Origin of the sequence: Fulvivirga ligni (assembly GCF_021389935.1) — a bacterium.
Lineage (GTDB): Bacteria > Bacteroidota > Bacteroidia > Cytophagales > Cyclobacteriaceae > Fulvivirga > Fulvivirga ligni.
On sequence record NZ_CP089979.1, the window covers coordinates 697,607 to 720,337 of the forward strand.

General features: G+C 39.5%; 22 protein-coding genes. 4 read left to right on the forward strand and 18 right to left on the reverse strand.

Features of this window, described 5'->3' with window-relative positions; all coding sequences use genetic code 11:
- Window positions 1–202 precede the first annotated feature (202 nt).
- The 12 genes from LVD16_RS03085 to LVD16_RS03140 all read right to left on the reverse strand — a co-directional run bounded on the left by LVD16_RS03085 (window position 203) and on the right by LVD16_RS03140 (window position 12,125).
- Entirely contained in the window at window positions 203–751 is a 549-nt protein-coding gene (locus LVD16_RS03085; protein ID WP_233772121.1) for a hypothetical protein, read from the reverse strand.
- A 180-nt stretch (window positions 752–931) separates the two neighbouring features.
- Complete coding sequence (locus tag LVD16_RS03090; RefSeq protein WP_233772122.1) at window positions 932–1,798, reverse strand: alpha/beta fold hydrolase; 867 nt, start codon at window positions 1,796–1,798, stop codon at window positions 932–934.
- The gene (locus LVD16_RS03095; protein WP_233772123.1) at window positions 1,782–2,291 is read right to left on the reverse strand and encodes an SRPBCC family protein; all 510 of its coding nucleotides are present in this window, start codon (window positions 2,289–2,291) and stop codon (window positions 1,782–1,784) included. The genes LVD16_RS03090 and LVD16_RS03095 overlap by 17 nt, the downstream gene beginning before the upstream one ends.
- A 260-nt stretch (window positions 2,292–2,551) precedes the next feature.
- A complete protein-coding gene (locus tag LVD16_RS03100) occupies window positions 2,552–3,604 on the reverse strand; it encodes a ligand-binding sensor domain-containing protein (RefSeq protein ID WP_233772124.1) in 1,053 nt (350 codons plus the stop codon).
- Window positions 3,605–3,778: 174 nt separating this feature from the next.
- Window positions 3,779–4,426, reverse strand: coding sequence for a hypothetical protein (locus LVD16_RS03105; RefSeq protein WP_233772125.1), 648 nt, complete (start codon window positions 4,424–4,426; stop codon window positions 3,779–3,781).
- Between the two features lie 241 nt (window positions 4,427–4,667).
- Entirely contained in the window at window positions 4,668–5,390 is a 723-nt protein-coding gene (locus LVD16_RS03110; protein ID WP_233772126.1) for a hypothetical protein, read from the reverse strand.
- A 257-nt stretch (window positions 5,391–5,647) separates the two neighbouring features.
- The gene (locus tag LVD16_RS03115) at window positions 5,648–6,280 is read right to left on the reverse strand and encodes a LysE family translocator (RefSeq protein WP_233772127.1); all 633 of its coding nucleotides are present in this window, start codon (window positions 6,278–6,280) and stop codon (window positions 5,648–5,650) included.
- Between the two features lie 198 nt (window positions 6,281–6,478).
- Complete coding sequence (locus LVD16_RS03120) at window positions 6,479–7,858, reverse strand: spondin domain-containing protein (protein ID WP_233772128.1); 1,380 nt, start codon at window positions 7,856–7,858, stop codon at window positions 6,479–6,481.
- Between the two features lie 303 nt (window positions 7,859–8,161).
- Window positions 8,162–9,001: a hypothetical protein gene (locus tag LVD16_RS03125; RefSeq protein ID WP_233772129.1), complete on the reverse strand. Its 840-nt coding sequence runs from the start codon at window positions 8,999–9,001 to the stop codon at window positions 8,162–8,164.
- A 3-nt stretch (window positions 9,002–9,004) separates the two neighbouring features.
- Window positions 9,005–9,928, reverse strand: a complete 924-nt coding sequence (locus LVD16_RS03130; protein ID WP_233772130.1) for an Ig-like domain-containing protein — start codon at window positions 9,926–9,928, stop codon at window positions 9,005–9,007.
- 2 nt (window positions 9,929–9,930) lie between these two features.
- Entirely contained in the window at window positions 9,931–11,415 is a 1,485-nt protein-coding gene (locus LVD16_RS03135) for a sensor histidine kinase (protein WP_233772131.1), read from the reverse strand.
- Window positions 11,412–12,125: a response regulator transcription factor gene (locus LVD16_RS03140; RefSeq protein ID WP_233772132.1), complete on the reverse strand. Its 714-nt coding sequence runs from the start codon at window positions 12,123–12,125 to the stop codon at window positions 11,412–11,414. Before LVD16_RS03140 ends, LVD16_RS03135 begins: the two co-directional genes overlap by 4 nt.
- 184 nt (window positions 12,126–12,309) lie before the next feature.
- On the opposite strand from LVD16_RS03140, the gene LVD16_RS03145 reads away from it, so the two are divergent.
- Both LVD16_RS03145 and LVD16_RS03150 read left to right on the forward strand, forming a co-directional pair.
- Complete coding sequence (locus LVD16_RS03145) at window positions 12,310–12,792, forward strand: hypothetical protein (RefSeq protein WP_233772133.1); 483 nt, start codon at window positions 12,310–12,312, stop codon at window positions 12,790–12,792.
- 90 nt (window positions 12,793–12,882) lie between these two features.
- The gene (locus LVD16_RS03150; protein ID WP_233772134.1) at window positions 12,883–14,883 is read left to right on the forward strand and encodes a CHU_0125 family OmpA-like outer membrane integrity protein; all 2,001 of its coding nucleotides are present in this window, start codon (window positions 12,883–12,885) and stop codon (window positions 14,881–14,883) included.
- 36 nt (window positions 14,884–14,919) lie between these two features.
- On the opposite strand, the gene LVD16_RS03155 is transcribed toward LVD16_RS03150, so the two are convergent.
- The 4 genes from LVD16_RS03155 to LVD16_RS03165 all read right to left on the reverse strand — a co-directional run bounded on the left by LVD16_RS03155 (window position 14,920) and on the right by LVD16_RS03165 (window position 19,304).
- On the reverse strand, window positions 14,920–16,143 hold the full coding sequence (locus tag LVD16_RS03155; RefSeq protein ID WP_233772135.1) for a PepSY-associated TM helix domain-containing protein: 1,224 nt from the start codon (window positions 16,141–16,143) through the stop codon (window positions 14,920–14,922).
- A 2-nt stretch (window positions 16,144–16,145) separates the two neighbouring features.
- Window positions 16,146–16,880: a DUF4198 domain-containing protein gene (locus LVD16_RS03160; protein ID WP_233772136.1), complete on the reverse strand. Its 735-nt coding sequence runs from the start codon at window positions 16,878–16,880 to the stop codon at window positions 16,146–16,148.
- Window positions 16,881–16,948: 68 nt separating this feature from the next.
- Complete coding sequence (locus tag LVD16_RS27720) at window positions 16,949–17,176, reverse strand: TonB-dependent receptor (RefSeq protein WP_255697818.1); 228 nt, start codon at window positions 17,174–17,176, stop codon at window positions 16,949–16,951.
- Window positions 17,142–19,304 (reverse strand): TonB-dependent siderophore receptor, encoded by a 2,163-nt coding sequence (locus tag LVD16_RS03165; RefSeq protein ID WP_255697819.1) that lies wholly within the window; start codon window positions 19,302–19,304, stop codon window positions 17,142–17,144. Before LVD16_RS03165 ends, LVD16_RS27720 begins: the two co-directional genes overlap by 35 nt.
- Before the next feature lie 223 nt (window positions 19,305–19,527).
- On the opposite strand from LVD16_RS03165, the gene LVD16_RS03170 reads away from it, so the two are divergent.
- A complete protein-coding gene (locus tag LVD16_RS03170; RefSeq protein WP_233772137.1) occupies window positions 19,528–20,691 on the forward strand; it encodes an AIR synthase-related protein in 1,164 nt (387 codons plus the stop codon).
- Window positions 20,692–20,702: 11 nt separating this feature from the next.
- Here LVD16_RS03170 and LVD16_RS03175 read toward each other — a convergent pair whose 3' ends face one another.
- Window positions 20,703–21,221 carry a hypothetical protein gene (locus tag LVD16_RS03175; protein WP_233772138.1) on the reverse strand — a complete coding sequence of 173 codons (519 nt, stop codon included), beginning with the start codon at window positions 21,219–21,221 and terminating at the stop codon, window positions 20,703–20,705.
- Window positions 21,222–21,282: 61 nt separating this feature from the next.
- Complete coding sequence (locus LVD16_RS03180; protein ID WP_233772139.1) at window positions 21,283–22,002, reverse strand: TMEM175 family protein; 720 nt, start codon at window positions 22,000–22,002, stop codon at window positions 21,283–21,285.
- A gap of 135 nt (window positions 22,003–22,137) precedes the next feature.
- Here LVD16_RS03180 and LVD16_RS03185 point away from each other — a divergent pair, with 135 nt between their 5' ends.
- On the forward strand, window positions 22,138–22,731 hold the full coding sequence (locus LVD16_RS03185; RefSeq protein ID WP_233772140.1) for a TetR family transcriptional regulator: 594 nt from the start codon (window positions 22,138–22,140) through the stop codon (window positions 22,729–22,731).

Below are 22,731 nucleotides of genomic sequence, written 5' to 3' on the forward strand. Positions count from 1 at the left end.
TCACCATATTAAAACGGATATCTAAGTTGTGTTCCAATACCGTGGCCGTTAGTTTAACTATCAACCTCTTCCCAATTATGAAGCGACCAAAGCCATATAGCCTTAATTTCGTTCAAGTTAGTAACTAGGTATTGTTATTCAGGTGTGGAAAAACACATTGAAGAAGCCTCACATATTATGTGAGACTTCTTCAATAATAATCTTAATCATCACATAGGTATAGCTCATACGCTACTCCTGAATGATTTTGGTAAATAGCTTGTGCCCTCGCCATCTCGTCGCCATCGGAACAAGCAAAATTTGATGGAATAGGCGTATATGCATTATCCGTTCCAATCAGCTGCTCCAATTGAGCGTCATAAATGAATGCACCAACTTGTGTATTAGAGGGTAAGTTGTGGCTTCGCAACATCTGCGTACATAGAATTGTTTCGCTATATGCTCCAAATTTGAATTTTGCCAAGGATGTTTCTCCATATGACACATCAGCATTCGCTAAAATGCGATAAGGATCTTCTCCATCAATTCTTGATTTTAATGTACCTTTTTGTTTCGCATATTCGAGAAGATGTTCATGAAAAAAAGCGGCTCGAGCTTCTAATTGCTGCGAAAACCGATTTTTAAACTTAGATTGATCTAACAGCTTAGTTAATTGTTCCGATTCAATATTGACAAGGTAAACATCGTTCGAATAATCATAACTAATATAATTTTCTATTGAAACAAACTTATCATCTGAGATAGTTTCCATACTGTCGTTGCAAGCTAAAAGCAAGAAGAGAAATGAAATTTTAAGAATTTTTTGCATAGTATTTTTGAGCAATCCTACACAGAATCCAAACTTAAATTCAATTAATATTATTAATTAATAGTTATATTTATGTTATGTAAGATTCCTAAACATCGAAAGACTCTAACTTAATTATTGTCATTAATCTAAAAACTCATTCATATATTTTGAGATGGCTTCTGTTTGCATCATTACCCCTACATGGGTTTGTGATGGGATGATGGCTAGTTTTGATTTAGGCATGGGTTCCATGTCCGCCATTACATCTCCGCCCAGTAGTCGGTAAGTTTTCATTAACTCTACCTTATCAATGCCGTCATTATCTCCGGAAATCAGCAAAACGGGCGCTTTGATCTTTGCTATTTCAGAATCTTCTATATTAAAGGTCTCACCAGCAAAAACAAACATCTGCTCTAAGAACTTTGGCCATTTTGTTTTATCAGGAGCCACGGCGTCATAGGTGGTTTTAAGTGGAGAATTATTGAAATCTTCGGCATTAAATTCACCTTGTGCTGAATTTACTTGAGGCAACCAACCCGCCATTTTATAGGTGGATGAAAGAATCACCAATCTATTCACTCTTTGCGGATACTGCACTGTAAATTGGTAGGCCACTGTGCCTCCCATACTATAGCCGGCAATATCGGCCGTTTCTATTTTCAAATGGTCCATCACCTTCTCCACATCCTCAGCAAAAGTGACGAAATCTATATTACGGTCTGAATAGGGCGAATGGCCATGGCTTTGAAATTCTATAGCTATCACTTTCCTATTTTTAGACAGCTCAGGAATGAGCTCAGCCCAGTTAAGCTCAATGGTATAAAAAGAGCCATGAAGTAAAATCAGTGGATCTCCTTCTCCATAAGTTTCATAGTAAATTTTTGTATCCTTTACAGGAACGTAGCCACTCTTATCCGGCTTATTTGTTTGCGCTTGTAGATTTAGAGCGATAAATGTGAATATGCCAGCCATGGCTAGCCAATTTGTTTTTTTAAGGTGTGACGTCATGAGTTTGGTTGGTTAAAAGTTTGTCGAGTTCGTTTAAGGTAGCTGTGAAACCTTCTTTGAATCCCATTTCAATCATTCTTTCCATGCGCTCAAGGGAATCATTATAGATAGTGATATTTACGGTGGTTACTCCATCTTGTTCACTAAAAGTGAAATCCCAATGAGAACCAGGCAGTTGCAGATTTTCATCCTTGTCAGCAAAAGCATTAAAAAACTTAAAGTTTGTCTTCGGGCTTATTGAGGTATAATCATGCATTTGCCAGCCAAGCACCTCACCTTCGGCATTTGTCATAGCATAAAACCTTCTTCCTCCCTCTTTAAACTCCATTGATTTTGTTTTGGAAATGAATGGTTTAGGTGCCCACCACTTATCAAGGATTTCTTGCTTAGTGAAAGCATCCCAAACCAAAGGAAGTTTGGCTTTAAACTCGCGGGCTATAAATACGGTTTTGGATTCTTTGTCTACCGTAAAATCAAATAATAAACTGTTCATTGAATTCTCTCTTTAATGTTAACTGCCACTGTCTTACTTCAGATGAGGAATAGCCTACATTAAATTGCATAAAAATCGTTAATAAGCCATTCTTAACATTCAAAAATAAATAAGAAACTACATGGTTGCGAATATATACGCAATCATTCGGTTTCGCAAATTTATTTTGGAGAATTATTGGTTGGAAATTGTTGAGGGTAGTTTATTACAAAAATTAGCCAGGGGTTAGCGGGCCTAGATGAATTGAACTCAATACGGACTCAACTCCTGGTGACTTCAATCACAGTTTCTCCATCATATATCCACAGACCATGTTTATTCCCAAACCATATGTTTCCATCTTTGTCAGCCAATAAAAAGTTTATTCTATGGTAAGTTTTGCCATGATTATCTTTAAAGATTCTAAAATGTTCTCCATCAAAGGTCGCTAGTTCGGTAGTGCCACTGGCAAGCCAAAGCAAGCCTGATTGATCTTCATATATACCCTTGACATTGTTGTGTGTTAAGCCATCATTCATTTTATAGAAGGTGGTAAAAACTTTCCCATCATACTTATCAAGACCACCATCGTGATTACCATGGGTGCCTATCCAGATGTTGTTTTTCGAATCCTCAAATACCACGCGAATGAAGTCATCACTTAGTTCTTGAGTATAATGTGTAAAACCCTCACCATCATAAACGCTTACCCCACCATGGCTCAGTGAGGTAAACCAAATATTTCCTTTTGAATCCTCTATCATGCTCAACACAATATTGTGCTGATGACCATCATCATAAACCTTCCCTATATCCGACAGATGTTGGGTAAATGACTCTCCGTTATAATGATAAGCGCCTGCCCCATTTGTGCCGAACCAAAGATCGCCGCCAGAATCTTCTAAAATTGACATAACCTGATTAGGATTTACTACGGGATAAACTTTATCCAGCCAAACGCTGGAGGTATCACTTTTGGGAATTTCAACACTCTCAAAAAGTTTTCCATCGAATTTACAAACGCCTGAGGTGGTACCAAACCATATATTGCCTTCCCTATCTTCGGTAATACATGAAATATCATTGTCGCAAAGGCCATTCGCTGCGGTATAATTGATAAATGAGCTACCATCAAATTTAAAAACCCCATTACCACGACTACCAAACCATAGATTTCCCTTACTATCAAGAAAACCACAGTAGAATCCATTTTCAGGCATTGGGAGCTTAACATGTTCGATAGGTGTGGTTGACTCCAATTTCTGCTTTGTCTGTCCGCTACAAGAGAATACTAAAAAGGGTAGGCATATGAACAGGATTTTATAGACATTCATAGAATGTGTTTTTGTATGTGACTTATAACTGTTATACAATATAAGTTCACTATGCTTAACTCTCGAATCTTAGAAGGTCTTTAACATTTCATTATCAATTGACCACTCCTATGAGAATTTCTCCTCTCCTTGAGGAGAAGGGCCGGGGATGAGGTAAAAAAATTGTCTATCTCCTCAGAGGTTTCCTTTAATGGACTGTTCTGGGAATTGAGGTTTTGCACGCATCACTCTAAAAAAGTCCATCCAAATAGCAGAACCTTCTGCGGTGATTGGTCCTGCTCTAAATTTTTGTATTCTATGGATTGGGTATTTGAGAACTTCCTCATCATTAATAAAAAAGTGAGTATCCACATCTTCCTTCACTACTTTAATCTTTTTCAATTTTATATCAATCTGATCGGCATACTTTCCTTCATCTAATAATTCATAAGTTCTGATTTTATATTCACCGGCATTATTGATTTTAATCTCAACAGTTCCTAATTCGCTTGCTGGATTGCCATAAATCAACCCATAGAAGGTAGAATCTTCATCATCCGGACCAGTGATGGATAACTCAATTGAAAATTGTTCCATACTATCTATTTCAAACGGAGGAGCATTGAATCGAGCTGTAGAATCTAAAGCTTCAAAGTAATAAGTCCCTTTATCGATTCTAGCATATTGACCTCCATCGTTGCCAGTCCAAAATACAGTATCAGGGATGATGAAGTGATTGAAGTATACCTCATCCATTTTAACATGCTCACCACCAGACGGCCGACCTTTACAAGCATACACCGCTAAGATGACCCCTATAAATAATATGTATCTATTTTTCATCTCTTAACTAAATATCACGCAGCCAGAATCAAAAATTCAAATGCACTTAAAAATAATAGAACCAAACATGTTGCAAGGAATACCAATCCGGCTTTCTTCAGCTTGCTATTATCCTTATTTATCAGCCCTGCAAAAAAGAAAACCAAGGTTGATATCATACCGATGAGACCTAGTGAGAATTTAAGAATTGTCCCGATGAGCATTTTAGTTTTGGTTAAATGAGTTCTAAAGATACAAAAGCCTACATCTTTCTTCGTTCAGCGGTTAATATTTGCTCAGCCCAAGAAATCTTCTCTGCGACTTCGTCCTTCTCATATTCAAAATATTTTGCCTGAATTTTATTATATATTATATCAGATAAAACCCACCTTATAAACTCCTTACTAGAATTCTTTCCAGCCAAGAAGCCACCTTTCCTTTCAAAAATATTGGTGTGTTTGTCTACTATGATTGACGCCAAATGCTTTATTCCCGATTTTGAGTCTGATTTATTCCAGATGTAAAGCAATTCAGAAAAGTCAGGATAAATGTTTGTAATAGCACAAAAGTAAGATTCGAATTCCCGCTCAGCCTTTTCGCTATTATCATTTAAAATACTCTCCCAAAGATTAAACATAAACGATTGAACTACCTTTTGCTCATCTCTCGCCCAATTATTCCAATCTGCAATATGGAGTTTATCAAAAGCAATGCTGATCTCATAAGGAGCCCTAAATAAGGCAATCAATTCGAATATCCTAGGCAGAAAATGTTTATAGTCAGCTATGCTCCCCCATGTAGTAATACACTTACCGGTAAATCTAGACAAATCATTTTCATCAAGTTCACGTAATGGCTTAGATAGCAACTCCCTATTCCATTTATGCAAATCTGCATATAGCGGGCTTCCAGACATATCCCTTGCCTCATATTTCTGAAAAACCCGGTAAAGATCTTCTATGCTATCTCTTAGTTGTTCATTCATAAACGCATGGCCAATGGTAAAATCCTGAATCTTTTAAATAACGGACTAAAATTATCCGAAATATATAATTATTGCTAATGCCATCATCTCAACGCGGGAAAAGAATCACTCCCTTCTCCTCGAGGAGAAGGGCTGGGGATGAGGTGAAAAACCGGGCAAGACCTTACCCTCAGCTGAGGAAATAGCAATCTTCCTAGGGAAGCTTACTTAATGAATACAGCCTCCTCTATCTCAGTTTTGGACTATCTTACAGGTCATTATTTAGTTTTTGTCAGAGCCATTTTTACAGCAAGACCAGTTAACACTGAGGCCATAAACCATTTTTGAATTCTTAGCCAAATTGGCTTTTTTGAGAACCAGGATGCCAGTTTAGCAGCAGAAATTATAATCAATAAATTGATGGTGAAACTTATTATTATTTGAATGACACCCAACTGGAAACTCTGACTTAAAATTGAACCATTTTCAGGCTTCATAAACTGAGGAAAAAAAGAGAGGTAAAACACGGCCATTTTCGGATTTAGCACATTGGTCATAAGTCCGATGCTAAAAAGCTTAAGAGGTTTGTCAGATTTTAGATTATGATTAGCATTAAAGATCTTATTTCCAGATTTGACGGAATTATATGCTAAGTAAAGAAGATAACCCACGCCTAGAAATTTAACTACAATAAATGCGTAAGGAATTGCAAAAAATATTGCGGTCAGACCAAACGACACCATTAAGATATGAAAGAGAAATCCACACATAACTCCAAAAAGCGATATTATCCCGGCATTTTTACCCTGAGATAGGGATCTGGATATCAAGTATATCATATTGGGTCCCGGAGAAAGCACCATTATAAGGGCTGCTAATCCAAATAAAACTAAGTCGTTAAATGGCATCATATATTTATAGGTTTAGGATTTCCAATGTTTAGGATTATATATAGCTGGTCAAATAAAACCAGCACCCTTTCAACTATATTGAATTTAATGATTTCAAGAAAAAATTCTGACAAAGACTCAAAAATTTCTGATGTAATTTTTCGGAAACAAAAAAGAGGCCCATCTCTGAGCCTCTTCAACCTTAGTATTCCAACTATCCTAATTAACCGAGATAGTAACTTTAATCTGCTGGTTGGTGGCAGGTATTATGCCTGATGGGGTTACAGTTCTTACCATATCATCGTCATCATCAGGGCCAATATCTGAGCCGCCTTGTCTGATCACTTGCGTTGGGCCTGCACCTGGGTATTCGTCTTCTTCGGTGCCTACGTCAAATAGCATAACCGAGCTGGTAACATCACCGGTCACAGGAGTTTCTCCGTTGAAAAGGGCTAGCCCCATATCGCCAAAGCCGTAGAACCAGTCATTACTTTGAGCGAACATGGTTGCGAATGACAGGTAATCTCCCGGGCTGGCATCGAAAGTAAATGAAAAGCTATTGCCCGGAGTGGCTGGGCCAGCGGCCGAACTGCCGTTGGGCGTATTGAAAATGGCCGCTTCAATTACTCCATCTCTATCGGCAACAGCTGCTCCCAATGGCGTCGCGTTACCATCTTCAGCAATATGCTCCAGGCCATCGCCATAGTCAGCTGCGCCCATTTCAAATAATGGCATGCTGCTACCGTTATGTACCGCCCAAACTCCTGGTGATAATGGAGCGATAATGCCGATTTTACCATCTAAGTAACTTTCTAATTCCCCTGGCATACCATCTTCAGCTATTTCTTCCAGGCCGTTATCCATGGCCATCATTCCAGCTTCGAATAGTGGGTTATCAGCGGTATGTACCACAAAACCACCTGGTGACAACGGCGAAGAAAACTCACCGCCAGACATATTTTCAATGGTTAGAGTGAATTCTGTGCCGTCGTTAGAGAGGGTCACTTTAATCATTTCACTCACAGCAGGATAGTTGTAAGTGCTTGAGCCACCTTCAGTATCCATGACAGTAACAGGTATTGCGTTATCCGTTTCTTCTAGCAACGTTACATTTTCTGATTCTGAGGTTCCCGTGCCAGCGGGGTCATTATTTGGTCCGGGCTGGTCGGTGCTACCAGGCATGCGGTTCACTTCCGTGCCTGCATCCCATAAGTAAATTTGGTCGGTAACGTCACCGGTTATAGGATCGCCATTGTCATCATAAAGGGAAATTCCTGTGCCTTTTGGCGCAAAGAAAAGGTCGTTAGAAGCTACCAACATAGTAGCAAACGATACCTTCAGCGGTGTTCCTGGTAAATAAGGGTTGCCCGCGTGAAAGGTAAACTGGTACATATCATCTTCTCCGGGTAACAGAGGCGCGGGATCACTGGCTCCGACAGGAGTATTAAAAATGCCGCCTTGATAAAACGGATAGGCTGTTCCTACATTTTCAATGGTTACTGTAAAGGTGCTGGGCTCCTGCATAGAATCGCCGCCATCATCATCTCCACAGCTAAATAATGTGAATAAGGCTAGGATTAGGAATATTGGGTTTTTCATGACTTTTATATTTGGTTGTTGTAATACAAAAGTCTATTTCAAGTATCACGGAATTATCACAGATGTATAACGATAGTTTAAAGTTTGTGATAGGTGCTTAATAATGTTTGTAGACAATGAAATTTGAGTATGGTAAGATATGCTGGATCTGAGAACCAAGTGATGCGTGGACACCAGCGCGACGCTGGCGCCAGCAAATGACAAATTTCTGTAAGGCTTCTCTGTTACTTCTTGAACACGAATAATTATTAGAGCTAATTTTGAGTCTACACTGGCTGCTTTCTAATGAAGCACCCCTAACCCTTATAGCTTATAATAAACCCCAGCTGAATATTGCGGAGATGCTAATATTCTTTTTGCTGAGAATGCGGAAAAGCCAGCCAAAGACACTCCGAATTTTTCTTTTATATCATAGGCTATTTCGGTGCCGTAGCTGATGTATTCTACATTATTTGAAAATACGCCATTGGTCTGAACTTCAGCGTTATTGCCGTTCATTAATGATTCTACCATGGCGAGTTTCCCTATAAGTGTTAGTCTTTTGATAGCGGTGATTCCAGCTTCTGCTGTGAGCCTGAATTCATCAGAGAAATTTTCAGTGCGATTATTAAAACCTATTCCGGCACTTACATACCAGCCTTTGAATGATCGGCTGGCATCCAGCATGAGTAATTGATTGAATTCGCCATCACCCGTCTGCAGTATTTTGCTATCACCACCCGCGGGATTCCCTAGCGGTAAGCCTAAAGTAAGTGTAGCGCTAACTGCTATTTTTTTCTGGAAAGTCAGGGCGTATTTTAATCCCAGGTTAGTATCTCCAAATGAATTGATTTCGTCGCCAGGCTCTATCATTCCAGACTGCCTTCTTTTCACTTCGTTCAGTGTGCTTCTTACAAAAAATGGCATATAAGCCACCGCTGTGAATCGATCCGTAATGCCATATTCTGCATAAAGGCTGGTGGTATACAGACTAATGGTGGTGATATCTACAGTATTGCCTTCAGGATTGTAAAACTTGTTGGCTATGATCCAGCTTTGGCTAAGTTTAAAATAGCCTTTTCCCTTTTCCTGAGGCCATCCGCCACCGGCATAAGCTTGCAAAGTGCAGATAAACGCGAGAAGTATAGCAGTAAGTAATTTCATAGCCTATTCATTAAAATTAGCGTATCCGAAAGTGATGGCGGCAGGCTTGCAGAGCACAATGACATATTGATAAGTATCCAGCTCTACTGAAGCATCTAACGCGGTGATATTAAATGATTTAGCCCCATTAGTGGTAATTTCTCCCAGCCCCAAACCAGAAGCGGCCACCTGACTACCTGTGGTGGTGTTAGACAAATAAATGAAAGTGCCCAGAGCAAAGCTGGTTTCAAAATCTTCACTGAAACCTAGAATTAGATTGTCATTATTATCATAGTACAAACGAGCTGCACCTTTGGCCACATAACCATTACCTCCCATAAAAGTGGCCACTTTCTCAGCGCTACCCACCGTGAGTTGATACTGCTGACTTGATATGCCCTGGGATGAGGCTGTAATGCTCACTTCGCCATTAGACTTTCCTGTTACCAAGCCGGCGGATGAAACTGTAGCTACATCATTATTGCTGCTTTGCCAGGTCACCTCGCCATCAATTTCCTCACCATAGCCATTGAGCAATTTTACCGATAGCTGCAAAGAACCACCAACGGATAACAGGTTGCTACTTCCAGTCAATACTACCTCAGCCAGTTCGTCAGGGTTATCTATTATGGTAATAAGTAAAGATTCACTTTCTACTGATTCAAATGTTGCCTTAATCATCACCTGGCCAGCCATATTGGCGGTAAGTAAGCCATTATTGTCTACAGAAGCCACAGCGGTATTGCTACTTTGCCATGTCAAGGACTCTTCTACGGCTATTCCAAATTCATTATAATAAATACCTTCCATCTGAAGTGTAGTTCCCGTCATGACACTATTAGCCTCAGAAGTGATCGCTATTTTCTTCTCCACTAAAGGATCATCAACAAAGTCGGTACCGATACAGCTGGCAAATAACAGAATGGTGGAAAAAACTAAATATCTCATGGCTATACACTTTGATGCTCAGGAAGTTGGAAAGAGAAAGTTGTTCCATAATTGATCTTACTGGTGAGATTTATGGTGGCATTATGGATTTCAAGAATCTTCTTCACGATGGCCAAACCCAGGCCGGTATTGTTATTATCCAGGCTAATGCGCTTATCACCAATATGATAGCGATCAAAAATAAATGGAATCTGATCTTTAGGAATGCCTGGCCCAGTGTCTGACACCTTAATTTCTACAAACTGATCAGTTTGATCTACAGCTATTTGAATGGTGCCGCCCTCAGGTGTAAACTTCAAGGCATTATCGATCAGGTTTTGAAGTACGCGTTCAATCAAGGCCACATCGGCATACACCAAAGTGTTCTGTTTAACGGAAGTAGTCTTGATGGTAATATTTTTATCGTCTGCTAATATTTCAAACTTCTGACTGATGTCATTGATCAGCTCCTGAATGAAAAATGGCTCTTTTTTGGGCGTCACCTGCTTCGATTCCAGCTTTGATAATTCAAAAAGCTCATCCACTAGCTTGCGCAGCTTATCTGTACTTTCAAGAATAATTTTCAGGTATTTTTCTCTGTCTTTTTCAGAAAGCTGATCTCTTTTTATCATCAGCGTTTCAATATAACCATGGATCACGGCCAGCGGCGTCCTCAAATCATGTGAGACGTTGCCCACCAGTTCCCGTCTCAGGTTTTCCATCGACTTCAGGTTCTCAATATTGCCCACTATAGTATCTGCCATTTCATTAAAAGCCAAGGCAAGATCATTGAGCCCTCCGGTAGATTTCACAGGAATGCGAGCGCTCATCTCCCCTTTTTGAAAGCGTTTAACGGTGGTTATAATCTTATTTAAGTTTTTGATGATCAGCCAAATGGCAATAATTCCTACTATCAAAGAGGCCAATAAAGCAATTAAGAAAGATCTTCCTCCTAGCCGCATGATATAGCTATTCCACATAAATGCTGAAACTGAATCGTATTCTTCACTTGCCAATACCACATATACGTAGCCTAGTGTAACATCTCCTTCAGCAATGGCTGCAGCAGAGAATACTTTCTGCACACCAGGATTTCGCGGATCATCCCCTACAATATATTGCTGCTTATCAGAGGCTATGAATTGATGGACAGGGTCCAGATTAACGGAGTCCATTTTTACTCTTTTGTAAGGAGCCACATAGTTTAAAATCTTACCTCCAGGGTTTAAAATATACACTTCAATGCTGGGATTAATGGCCATCATGTGGTGCATGATCTCATCAGTGGCATTTTCAGATAATTCACCATCTATAAAGGGCTTTACCTCTTTTATAATGCTTTGGGCTATGGGTGCATTTAACACCTGATTTCTCTCCTGAAAATATTTCTCCGCCAGGGAGGCCGTAATAAACACATAAGCGAAACCGACAATCACTAAGACCCCCAGGAGCATCAGCGATATTTTCCAGAAAAATCCCAGTGAGTTATTTTTAAATAATTGACTCATATTAAAGACGTTACGGGTAATTCATCATTAAACCTATAGCCCACTCCCCAAGTAGTAAGTATGTATTCTGGCTGATTTAGGTCTTTTTCCAGCTTACTTCTCAGCCTGTTGATGTGAGAATTTACAGTGTGCTCATAGCCTTCAAATTCATATCCCCAGATTAAACTTAGCAGACGACCGCGAGAATAGCTGGTGCCAGGATTGGTCGCCAGAAGGTACAGTAGGTCAAATTCCTTGGGAGTAAGGTCAATTCGTTCTTGTTCGCGCAGGACTTTACGCTTGTTTTTATCAATCTGCAGATTGCCCAGCTTAATCACCTGCTCTATTTCATCGCTCTGCTTTAACATTTGCACCCTTCTGAAAATGGCTTTCACTCTGGCAATGAACTCTCTCACGCTAAATGGTTTAGTTAAATAATCATCGGCCCCTGTTTCTAGGCCAATAATTTTGTCCACTTCTTCGGACCTGGCGGTAAGCATTAAAATAGGTGTTACTACATCATTGGCTCGCAGGTCTCTGCATATTTCCAGGCCATCCTTGCCGGGCAGCATTAGGTCCAGGACTATCAAATCAAATGATTCATTCAGCGCCATGTTATAGCCAACTGCTCCGTTGGTAGCCATGCTCAACTGGCATTGTAAATCTTTCAGGTGTATTTCCAGCAGCTCTTTTATATGGACATCGTCCTCTATAAGTAGTACCTTTTTCATATATAGGTTGGGTGATAGTAGCAGTAAAAGTATATTTCAAGTATCACGAAAGTATCACATCATGAAACTTTATAAAGGTATTAGGCGTGAGTATAGAAAAAAGTCAAGGCACTGACTTTTCGGGTATTATTTCCGCAGAACTTAAAAGTGCTTTGATCGGTTTAATTTGTATAAATTTGTTTCCATGCGAGTATTATTTGAAGAATTATCAGACGCTGCCAGAATTTGGATCTACCAGGCCGACCGGGCCCTTTCTGCAGCTGAGGAAGAAGCCATAGAAGTAAAAGCCAATGATTTTTGTGAACAATGGGCCGCTCATGGCGCTCCATTAAAATCATCTGCCAAAGTTTATCATCATAGATTTTTAGTATTAGCTGCTGATGAGAGCTTTAACCAGGCCAGCGGTTGTTCTATAGACAGCTCGGTACACATGGTGCAGCAGCTGGAGCAGGAGTTTCAAATTAACTTCTTTGACAGAACCAAAGTGGCTTTTCTTCTAAAGGATGAAATTTTCATTGAATCATTAACCAATCTAAAAAATAGCGTAAACGAAGGCAAGATCGACAAAGACACCATTACCTTTAATAATATGGTGGAGAGCAAAAAGGAGCTGGAATCTGCCTGGAAGGTGCCAGCGCACGCCACGTGGATCAAACGTTATTTTTAAGAACAAGGCTTAAATCATAAAATAAAGAGTTTTTCGTTATACTATTAAGGTCAATAAGTTATAACTTTAGTCCAAAGGACCAATTTGTCAATGAGTGCTAAAACCAATCTTCTAACCCTACTAACTGCCTTACTTATCTTTTCTTGTAACCTGGAAAAAAAGGCATGGAAAACATTTGATAGGGGTGAATTTCAATCATCTATTGAGATGTATAATGATATTCTAAAAAAAGATCCTAATGACGGTATGGCCAACTTCTTCGTAGCCGAATCTTACCGTCAGTCTAACAGGATTCCAGAATCTGAGGCTTATTATAAAAGAGCTGTTGATGATGGCGTAAGAAATGACTCGATCAGACTTTTCTATGCTTTCGCTTTAAAGTCTAATGCAAAGTATGATGAGGCCCATAATCAGATTGATGAATTTTTAACTGAAGTAGAAGAAGAAAAGTATCAAAAATGGGGCGAAGAGGAGCTTAGCAATCTTAACCATTTAGACGAGGTCCGTAAAACAGAAAACTTCTACAGAGTAAAAAATCTGGAAGAAATTAACTCTTCTGAGGCAGACTATTCTCCTGTTTATAATGATGGTGAACTTTACTTCACCAGCTCCAGAGCAGATAATAAAATCTATAAAGCCACCGGAACTCCTTTTAGTAACATATATAAGGCTACTACCAAAGGGGCTGTAGTGGATACAACCAGCATCTCCGGCCTGGGAGATTTAATTAATAACTATAACATAAACGAAGGATCTGTAACTTTTACGCCTGACGGAAAAACCATGGTGTTTGCCAGAGGTAATTCTGGTAAGAAAAAGGGTACAGAAGATGTGAATTTATACATTACAAGTAATAGAAATGGTGCCTGGTCTGAACCACGAATGCTTACAGGTATTGGAGGTTCTGGCTATTGGAATAGCACGCCAGCATTTAGTAGAGATGGTAAAACTCTTTACTTCTCCAGTAACAGACCTGGAGGTATTGGAGGAACCGATATTTATTCTGCTAAAAGAAACTCCAGAGGTAGATTTTATAGGGTTGCCAATTTAGGCTCAAGCATTAATACTGCTGGAAATGACATGTTCCCATTTATTTCAGATGATGGCTCCATGTACTTCTCTAGTGATGGCCATCCTGGTTTTGGAGGCCTTGATCTATTTGTGGCCAAGCGTGTGAACGGTAAGATTACGGTGGAAAACATGGGTGAGCCAATGAACACCAAATCGGATGATTTCGGCTTATATCTATTTAAAGCAGATAGAGGGTTTTTTGCTTCTAACCGAGAAGGTGGAAAAGGTGACGATGACATTTATACTTTCTTAAATGAAGATCCTGACTTAAAAATTGTAAACTACTATTTACAAGGCATCACTATGACACATGATGATGAGGACAAGTTAGTGATACTTCCAGGTGTAACTGTAAAACTATTAGATGCCCAAGGTGAAGAACTGAACGAAACCAGCACCGATAGTGAAGGTAAATTTGAGTTTAGGGTGTATGAGCATGAGCGATACAATTTGGTTGCTGAAAAAACGGGAGGCAAAGAGCAATACCTTGTGACCAGGCAAGAATTCTCAACCATCGGGAGATCAGTGAACAGAGATACACTTACCCAATTAGTGACCAACGTAAAGTTTGACACTCTCATGGTTCTTGAGAAGATAGAGAAAGACAAAATTTTCGTTCTGGAAAACATCTATTATGATTTAGATAAATCAGAAATTAGAGAAGATGCAGCCCGAGAGCTGGATAAGCTTGTAACTATCTTGAAGGATAACCCTGAACTAATCATTGAGCTTAGCTCACATACAGATTCACGCCAAACGGATGATTATAACAAAAAGCTTTCTCAGCGAAGAGCCAAATCAGCTGTGGACTATCTGGTGTCTCAGGGAATTGAGTCCAAGCGACTAACAGCTGTGGGTTATGGTGAGTCTCGTTTAATTATTCAAGACGCACAAACTGAAGAAGAGCATCAGGTAAACCGTAGAACAGAATTCAAGATATTAGAATTGGGTAAGCCTAAGCAGAACCCGGATGAATTTGATGAAGATCGTTTCTTCGATAGTGGAGACGGAGATTTGTAAAAATATAATTTAGTCAATGAAAAGAGGGAGCCCAGTTTACACTGAGGCTCCCTCTTTTTTTATTTTAGGTTTTTGAAGCTTCGGCTTAGCCGTTTTTCTAATTTGTTTTGGCTTAACCACCTCTTCACGATCATTTTTATTTCTCCTACCCCACCAGATGAGAAAGCCTGTTACGGGTAAGCTGGTACAGATAAGGCTTGCTATAAAGGCCAGAATCTTACCCGGAAGACCAAGAATAGCTCCTACATGAATATCATAGTTAGCAGTGATCAATTTCTCGCCAAAATTCTTGTCACTATGTTTTCTGTGAATAAGTAACTCTCCACTATATTGATCATACTGCAGATTGGCCTGTTTATAATACAGCCCTTCCAGCTGCTGCACGGTAACATTAACCACCGCCGTACTATCATGCGGTTTTGAAATAGACATGCCATACATATCCGGGTACTCAGCCAGTGCTTTATGATAGGCAGTATTTATGGGGCTGAATTTTTCATCTACTTCTGTAAATTTCGAAATGCCTTGTTCAATTTTTGGAGGCACTGTGGTACCTGAAGCAGCTACATAAACTAATCCTTTAAACCAGGCAAACGCCCAAACCATACCTGTAAAGGCTATGATCAGCGCGACCAGTGATATATAAAAACCGAGTACATTGTGAAGATCATAGTTAAATCTTCTCCACTGCGAAAATTTCTTAATGCTAAACCGCTGTTTTCGTGCTGCTTTATTCTTGGGCCACCACAATACAATCCCGGAAATAAGCATCACTACAAAAATGAAAGTGCTCCAGCCAACAATAGACTGCCCGTATTTCGTACTGAGTAAAAGGCTCCAATGTAGATTTTTAATTATGGAAAAGAACTCATATTCATTGTTCATTACCCCTAGAACCTCTCCGGTGTAGGGATTAACATAGGCAGTTCGATATTCCTTGATCATCCCAAAGTAGGTGACTGCCTCAGGGTCACCCACATAGGTCATAAATGCCCACGAGTGATTCGGCTGTTGATAGAAAGCTGTGTAGTTAATGATGCTTTCCTCTCCCAAGGCCCCCTGAGCAATATCCCAGGCTTCCGAGGCTGATAATCTTTCGGTGCCCGGGTTATCCACATAGAGCAAATCCCTATGCACAGCGCTAAAAATCTCCTCCCTGAAAACGTAAATAGCTCCTGTAATACTCACAATGAATACAATAAGGCCCGAGGCTAGACCCAGCCACAAATGAATTTTTCCAATTGCCTTTTTAATCTTCATTATTAAAGATTAATGCTGTAAGTGGCACAGTGCCAAATAAATTCGTAATCCTCTCCCTTGTAAGTACCTGGCACCTCTTCCTTTTTGGTGGTTTCGATGATGTATTTTGTAGCCCATGGCAGCTTAAAAGAAATTTTCCCATCCTCATCAGTGGTGAGCTTTTTAGACCATAGATCGCTGATATAGATATCCACCTCCTGTTCGGCTATAGGCTGGCCTTTATAGAGGATTTGTAAATGCGCCTCTCCTTCTTTTTCATAATCACCTTTACTAAGGTCAATTACTGAAAGGCCATTTTCATTGGATTTAGCAGAAGCTTTATCTGATTTACCAACCAGCACCTGAGCGGTGGAATGATAATGTGTTTTGAATATGCCAAAATCATATTGTGTATAATCAAGCACATCGATTTCATCATTATTAAGTGCTACGGTATAGGTACCTTCTTTTTTAGGGGTAAAATTAGCGGCATAATGATCCGCCTGTGGCTGCACTTCCAGAAGCATTTTTTCTCCGGCCGGGTCGATTAGCCAAAGTTTGAAGTTGTTAACATTTTTATAGTGCTCTCCGGCTACCTCCTCTATCACTCCATAAGTGTACTCACCAAAATACACTTTCACCGTGTGCTTCTGCCCTACTTTTCCGGTATGTGCAGACTCTATCCACAGGTAATGCGCTTGGCTAATGAACGGTATAAAAACCAATAAAACAGACCATTGAATTATTCTCGAAATCATATTTTTTATAAATGCGATTGCCCCAAAGCATATGCTTTTGAGGCAATCTGGTTTGCATAAAGATTATCTTAGAAAGTGTAAGCCACGTTTAATCTGAAGTTCGTTCCTGGCTCAGTTTGCCAGTAGTATTCAGATCTATAGCTGGCACCCGAATACAGGTACTCGTTGAGTATGTTATTTACATTAAGGCCTACTCTTATATCATCGTTTTGCCAGCTCAGCGCGCCATCTAATCGGAAGTAATCCGGAAGTACGGATTCGTTACTCTCCGCCCCAGTTCCAGGAAGAGCGATCAACCTGATACTGATAGCCTAGAGAAATGCCTACACCTTTTAATACTGATCGCTGGAAAGTATATTTTAACCAGCCATTGGTCATGTGTTTGGCGTGGCCTGCTACTCTGGCACCGATATTATCTTCATTGGTATCTTCAGTGATTTCTACATTTGTGTTAGCATAGTTTAGGATTAAGCTTAATCCAGATACTATTTCGCCCTGCACATCAAATTCAATACCTTTGGATTGTACCTGACCTAACTGTACTGAGAAAAGTGCATTTTCAGGGTCTGCAGTTAATACATTGTCTTTTGTAATCTGAAATACGGTTAATGAAGACTTCCATCTCCCGTCTAACCAATTCTTTTTAATACCAGCTTCTACATCCTTGGCTGATACGGGATCAAAAGCATTTCCAAGTCTGTCATTTCCAGTTTGAGGTAAAAATGATTCATCAAACAAACCATAAACACTTGTACTTTCATCGATTGAGAAGCTTAAACCTACTCTAGGTGTGAATTTGCTGTCTTCGGTGCTGGAGCCGTATGATTCTCCATGATAAGAAGTGTGCCTTCCTGCCAGAGTTAATCTTAACTTATTGTCAAAAAAGCCTAATTCATCCTGAACATATAAGGCCACAATTCTATTTTCGATTATGGCAGGGTATCCACCATTATAAGCCCTTACGCGAATATCTTCAGATCTATCAATAGTAGGAATTTGCGATGATGGTACTCCATGGGTTGGGTTATAAATGTTGAATGTAGAGTCAGTTCCTAACACTCCTCCTTGCCACCAGTCAGCCCAGTAGTTTTTGGTGTTCATATCAAGGCCCGCTAAAATTCTGTGCTTCACAGCGCCAGTTTCAACATTTCCATTCAAATACACCTGGCCAGATTTCATAATGCTTAAAGCATCAAAACTGCTCATGGTTCGAGTCAAAAATCCATCTTCTGTTAAATTAGCATACCAGAAAGAGTTGCCTTCCTGCTCATAGTTCAGGTATCCTAATTGTGTAGTTAGTCTCCAATTATCATTTAGCTCATGGTGAAGGTTTACAAATACGGTTTGTTCCTTCATGGTAGTAGGATCAATATTGGGCTCTGCAATAGTAAAATCTCTAGGAAGATTTCCCATCTCGTTAGAGAAAACATAGGCAGAACCTGCCGCTAACATCTTAGAATCTTGAATAGTGAACTCAGCCGTAACACTGGTTCTGTCGCTGAAAGAATATTTTAATGATGGAGCAAAAGTAAAGCGATCATTGAATTCATAATCTCGGTGAGAATCTTTGGTAGATCCCATGATATTCAGACGATAAAGGAGTTTTTCATCTTTGGTAATTTTTCCACCTATATCTAAGGCGCCTCTCAACGTGCTAAAACTTCCTGCCATTAAAGACACTTCATTGGTTTGATTAAGCACTGGCTTTTTCGTTACTACATTATAAAATCCACCAGGCTCACCAGCGGCCATCATGAATCCCGCCGGTCCTTTTACAAACTCTATGCGGTCTACCATAGACATATCTTCTGTCAATGGACCCCACGAACTTTCTATATTCACACCATTTCTCATGGCTGGAATACGGAATCCTCTCATGTTAATTCTGGCGAAATTGCCCCAGTGTTCTATCATTTGAGCACCAGAAACATTTCTAGTTACTCCCTCCAGCATATCTACAATTTGCTGATCTTTAATAGCTGTTTTTGAGATCACCTGTATATTTTGTGGCGCTTCCAGCAGCGGAGTACTCATTCTCAAAGCCTGAGATGGTTGCTCTATATTATAACTCTCACTCTGCCCTTGTACTATTACATCTTCCAGCTGCTGGATCGACTCGTTTAAGGTAATCACAGGAAGTGTAACGGCTTCGCCTGCCTGTACAGTTATTTTAATTTCCTGTTTTTGAAGACCCACCGAAGAAATAATTAGAGTATAATTTCCTGCAGGGGCTTTCAAAGTAAATTCTCCAGTTTCCTTCGTTATTGTGCCGTATCCTGTATTATCCAGGGCCAGGTTCACATAAGCTGCTGGCTGACCATCAGCCGTTAGTACCTTTCCATTAACCGTACCTTTGTTGGATTGAGCAAAAGAATATGATAGGAAAGAAATAAAAAATATTAAAGCAGTAAGTTTCTTTCTCATAGTTGATATGTTAGTTTATTTTTATTTAGATTGATTATAAATAATAGCAAACATACTAGGCATCTTCTTTTCATGCAATCTTTATTTAGATTAAATTTAAATAAAGCGGAACTTTTTTGTTATTACCTTCTAAGGAATCATTCAAAACACATTATTTCAATCCATGCTGTTTCGCGCTTATAGATTTACTATTTTTGTGCACTTATTATAATCTGTTGATTTTATGAGCGATCGTTACGCACAGAGAGGTGTATCTGCCTCTAAAGAAGATGTACATAATGCCATCAAAAACATTGATAAAGGGCTATATCCTCAGGCATTTTGTAAAATCGTGAAAGACTTTCTTGGCAATGATGAGGCCTACTGCAACATCATGCATGCTGATGGAGCGGGCACCAAATCTTCTTTAGCCTACATTTACTGGAAGGAAACCGGCGATATGTCTGTATGGCGAGGTATTGCTCAGGACGCGATCATCATGAATATCGATGATTTGATCTGTGTGGGAGCTTTAGATAACATTTTGCTTTCTTCCACTATTGGCAGAAACAAGAACCTTATCCCGGGTGAAGTCATCGCCGCTTTAATCAACGGAACAGAAGAAGTGCTTCAAATGCTACGTGACAATGGCGTGGACATTATCAGCACCGGAGGAGAAACAGCAGATTTAGGTGATCTGGTAAGAACTGTGGTAGTAGATAGTACAGTTACTGCACGAATGAAGCGATCAGAAGTTATTGATAATGCTAACATTCAAGCCGGTGATGTGATTGTTGGCCTGGCTTCATACGGACAAACCACTTATGAAACCGAGTATAATGGTGGCATGGGTAGTAACGGTCTTACCTCGGCAAGACATGATGTATTCCATAAGTCTTATGCCGAAAAATATCCGGAAAGCTTTGATCCAGATGTGCCTTCTGACCTGGTATTTACAGGAAAATATAAGATGACCGATACTATTGCGGATGCGCCATTAGATATGGGTAAACTTGTGCTTTCGCCTACCAGGACCTATGCACCAGTAATGGCTCAGATTTTTAAAGAAATGAAATCTGAAATACATGGTATGGTTCATTGCAGCGGTGGAGCACAAACCAAAGTGCTACATTTTGTAGATAATGTGCATGTTATTAAAGATAACTTTTTGGAGATTCCTCCTCTTTTCAAGGCCATTCAAGAAGAGAGTGGCACTGACTGGAAAGAAATGTATAAGGTATTTAACATGGGCCACAGATTGGAGCTTTATTTAGATGAAAAGCATGCTCAAACTGTGATTGATATTGCCAAGAGTTTCAACATTCCGGCCCAGATCATCGGCCGCGTGGAAGCATCTGACAGCAAGAAACTTACGATAAAAAGTGATAAAGGGGAGTTTGTTTATTAAACTCCCTCATATTAATCATACGAGTAAGACCGGATATCTTCATCTGTAATCACAGGCTTCCAACCTGTCCAGGATTCAAACCCATCATCAGGTCTATTATTGATATCCGGATATTCATTTTCTTCTGGTTCAAACCACATCAGCTGTTCTTCTCTTAGATATTCCTCCTTAGAGTCATAAGATTTCTGGACCTCTTCACCCCAAACTTCTGCGCAACAATTAAGGCATTCATCTTTGACCACAGCTTTTAATCCACAAATTTCACAGCCTTTCATCTGGGAAAAATAATGAGATACAAACTCATTATTAAAGCTCTTATAACCGACTGGCACCTCTTTCAACAATTTGTGCCATCCAGACCACTGCTTATTGATAAAAATATCTTGCCCATCGGTAGTAATAACCAGACCATCAGTTACAATTTCCACGTCCTTTACTTCAGACCATTTGTAATCTTTATTATTCTCCCCGTTTAAAGCGCCGAGTTTAAAACCAGAAGTGTCACTTCCCAGTAATCGCACTTCTTTCATATATTTTTTGAGCGATTTCTTTAGAAAAATTCGCTGAATAATAGAATTAATAAATCCCATACTATTTCTTATGCGCTAATAATTGTTTTCGCAACTTGTTTCGTTTGGATCCATAGATAGCAAAAATTATCGGATATGTCATATAGAAAAATCCAGAAAGCATAGAGCTGAACCAGAAGCTGCCAAAGATAAGGCTCAGTAGAACTGAAATGGCCGGTACTGAGGCCATGATGGCGTGCGTATACATGCTACTTTTGGTGTCAAAAATTTCAATATCATTCAGCTCCAATTCTTCCTTTTTTTTCAGTGCATAGCGGAACATCAGCATGAGCATTGAAAAAATGATACAGGCGCCAATGCCGTAGATAATCATAAGCAAATCCATGTCTCCCATAGGAATTGAGTTATTAATGCCCTGAAACATGCCGGCATCCCCAAAAAGAAGATTGGAATACATGCGCACCAGTATTCGCACCAAAAACTTCAATGGAAACACATAAAATAAAGTGAAAAACAAAAGGATGGAATTCATCAGTACAATCCGGGCATTGCGAAAACCATATCTTATAAAGAATTGAAAATGCTCATACCAGATGTATATGATCAAAGCCATGCATAGTCCGAAGGGAATTAAATCCTGCATGAATAGCAAAAGCTCATCAAAACTCTCCGGTACTTTGGTAGAAATAATGAGCATAGTAATGGCCAAAGCAAAAACCGCATCACTTAGTGTTTCTATTCTTGTTTGATCCTCACCTCGGTAACGAAATTCTTTATTCATTCCTATGAGGTTGGCTTTCAGGTGGTCACGTATCATAATACAATATAACAGGCACGGGTCATTTTAAAAAATTAAACAGTCGTTTGAAACTAAACAAACGTTTAATTAGCTTTGTATGATCTTGAATAAACTACTATGTCAAAAGAAAGAATTTTAGACGCCGCCGATAAGCTATTTGTAGAGAAAGGCTATGATGCTACCTCTGTTAGAGAGCTTGCGCAAGAGGCTGATGTGAATATTGCCATGATCTCCTACTATTTTGGTTCTAAGGAGAACCTCTTAGAGGAAATGATACTAAGACGAACTCAGCATACCAGGGCCAAAATTGAAGAATTTAAGCAGCTGGATCTTCATCCCATGGAAATACTGGACCAGATGATAGATCTATACACTGAAAAAATACTCTACAATAAGAAGTTTCACTTAATGCTTCACCGTGAGCTCAGCCTTTCACAGCGAGAAGAACTACATGAGCGTATCATCGGCATTTTGGAAGGAAACTGGCAGCACATGAAGAGCATCATTCAAAATGGTCAAAATGAAGGCATTTTCCGTGAAGATGTAGATGTGGAAATGGTTGTGCTTACGCTTTTTGGGTTGATCAACCAGTGTACACAAGGCAAAATTACCCGCAGAATGATCTTGAAAGGACCTTCTGAGAATGAAGTTCACGATCGTCTAAAATCTCATTTAAAGAATATTTTACGTAATCATCTTTTAGTTAAATAA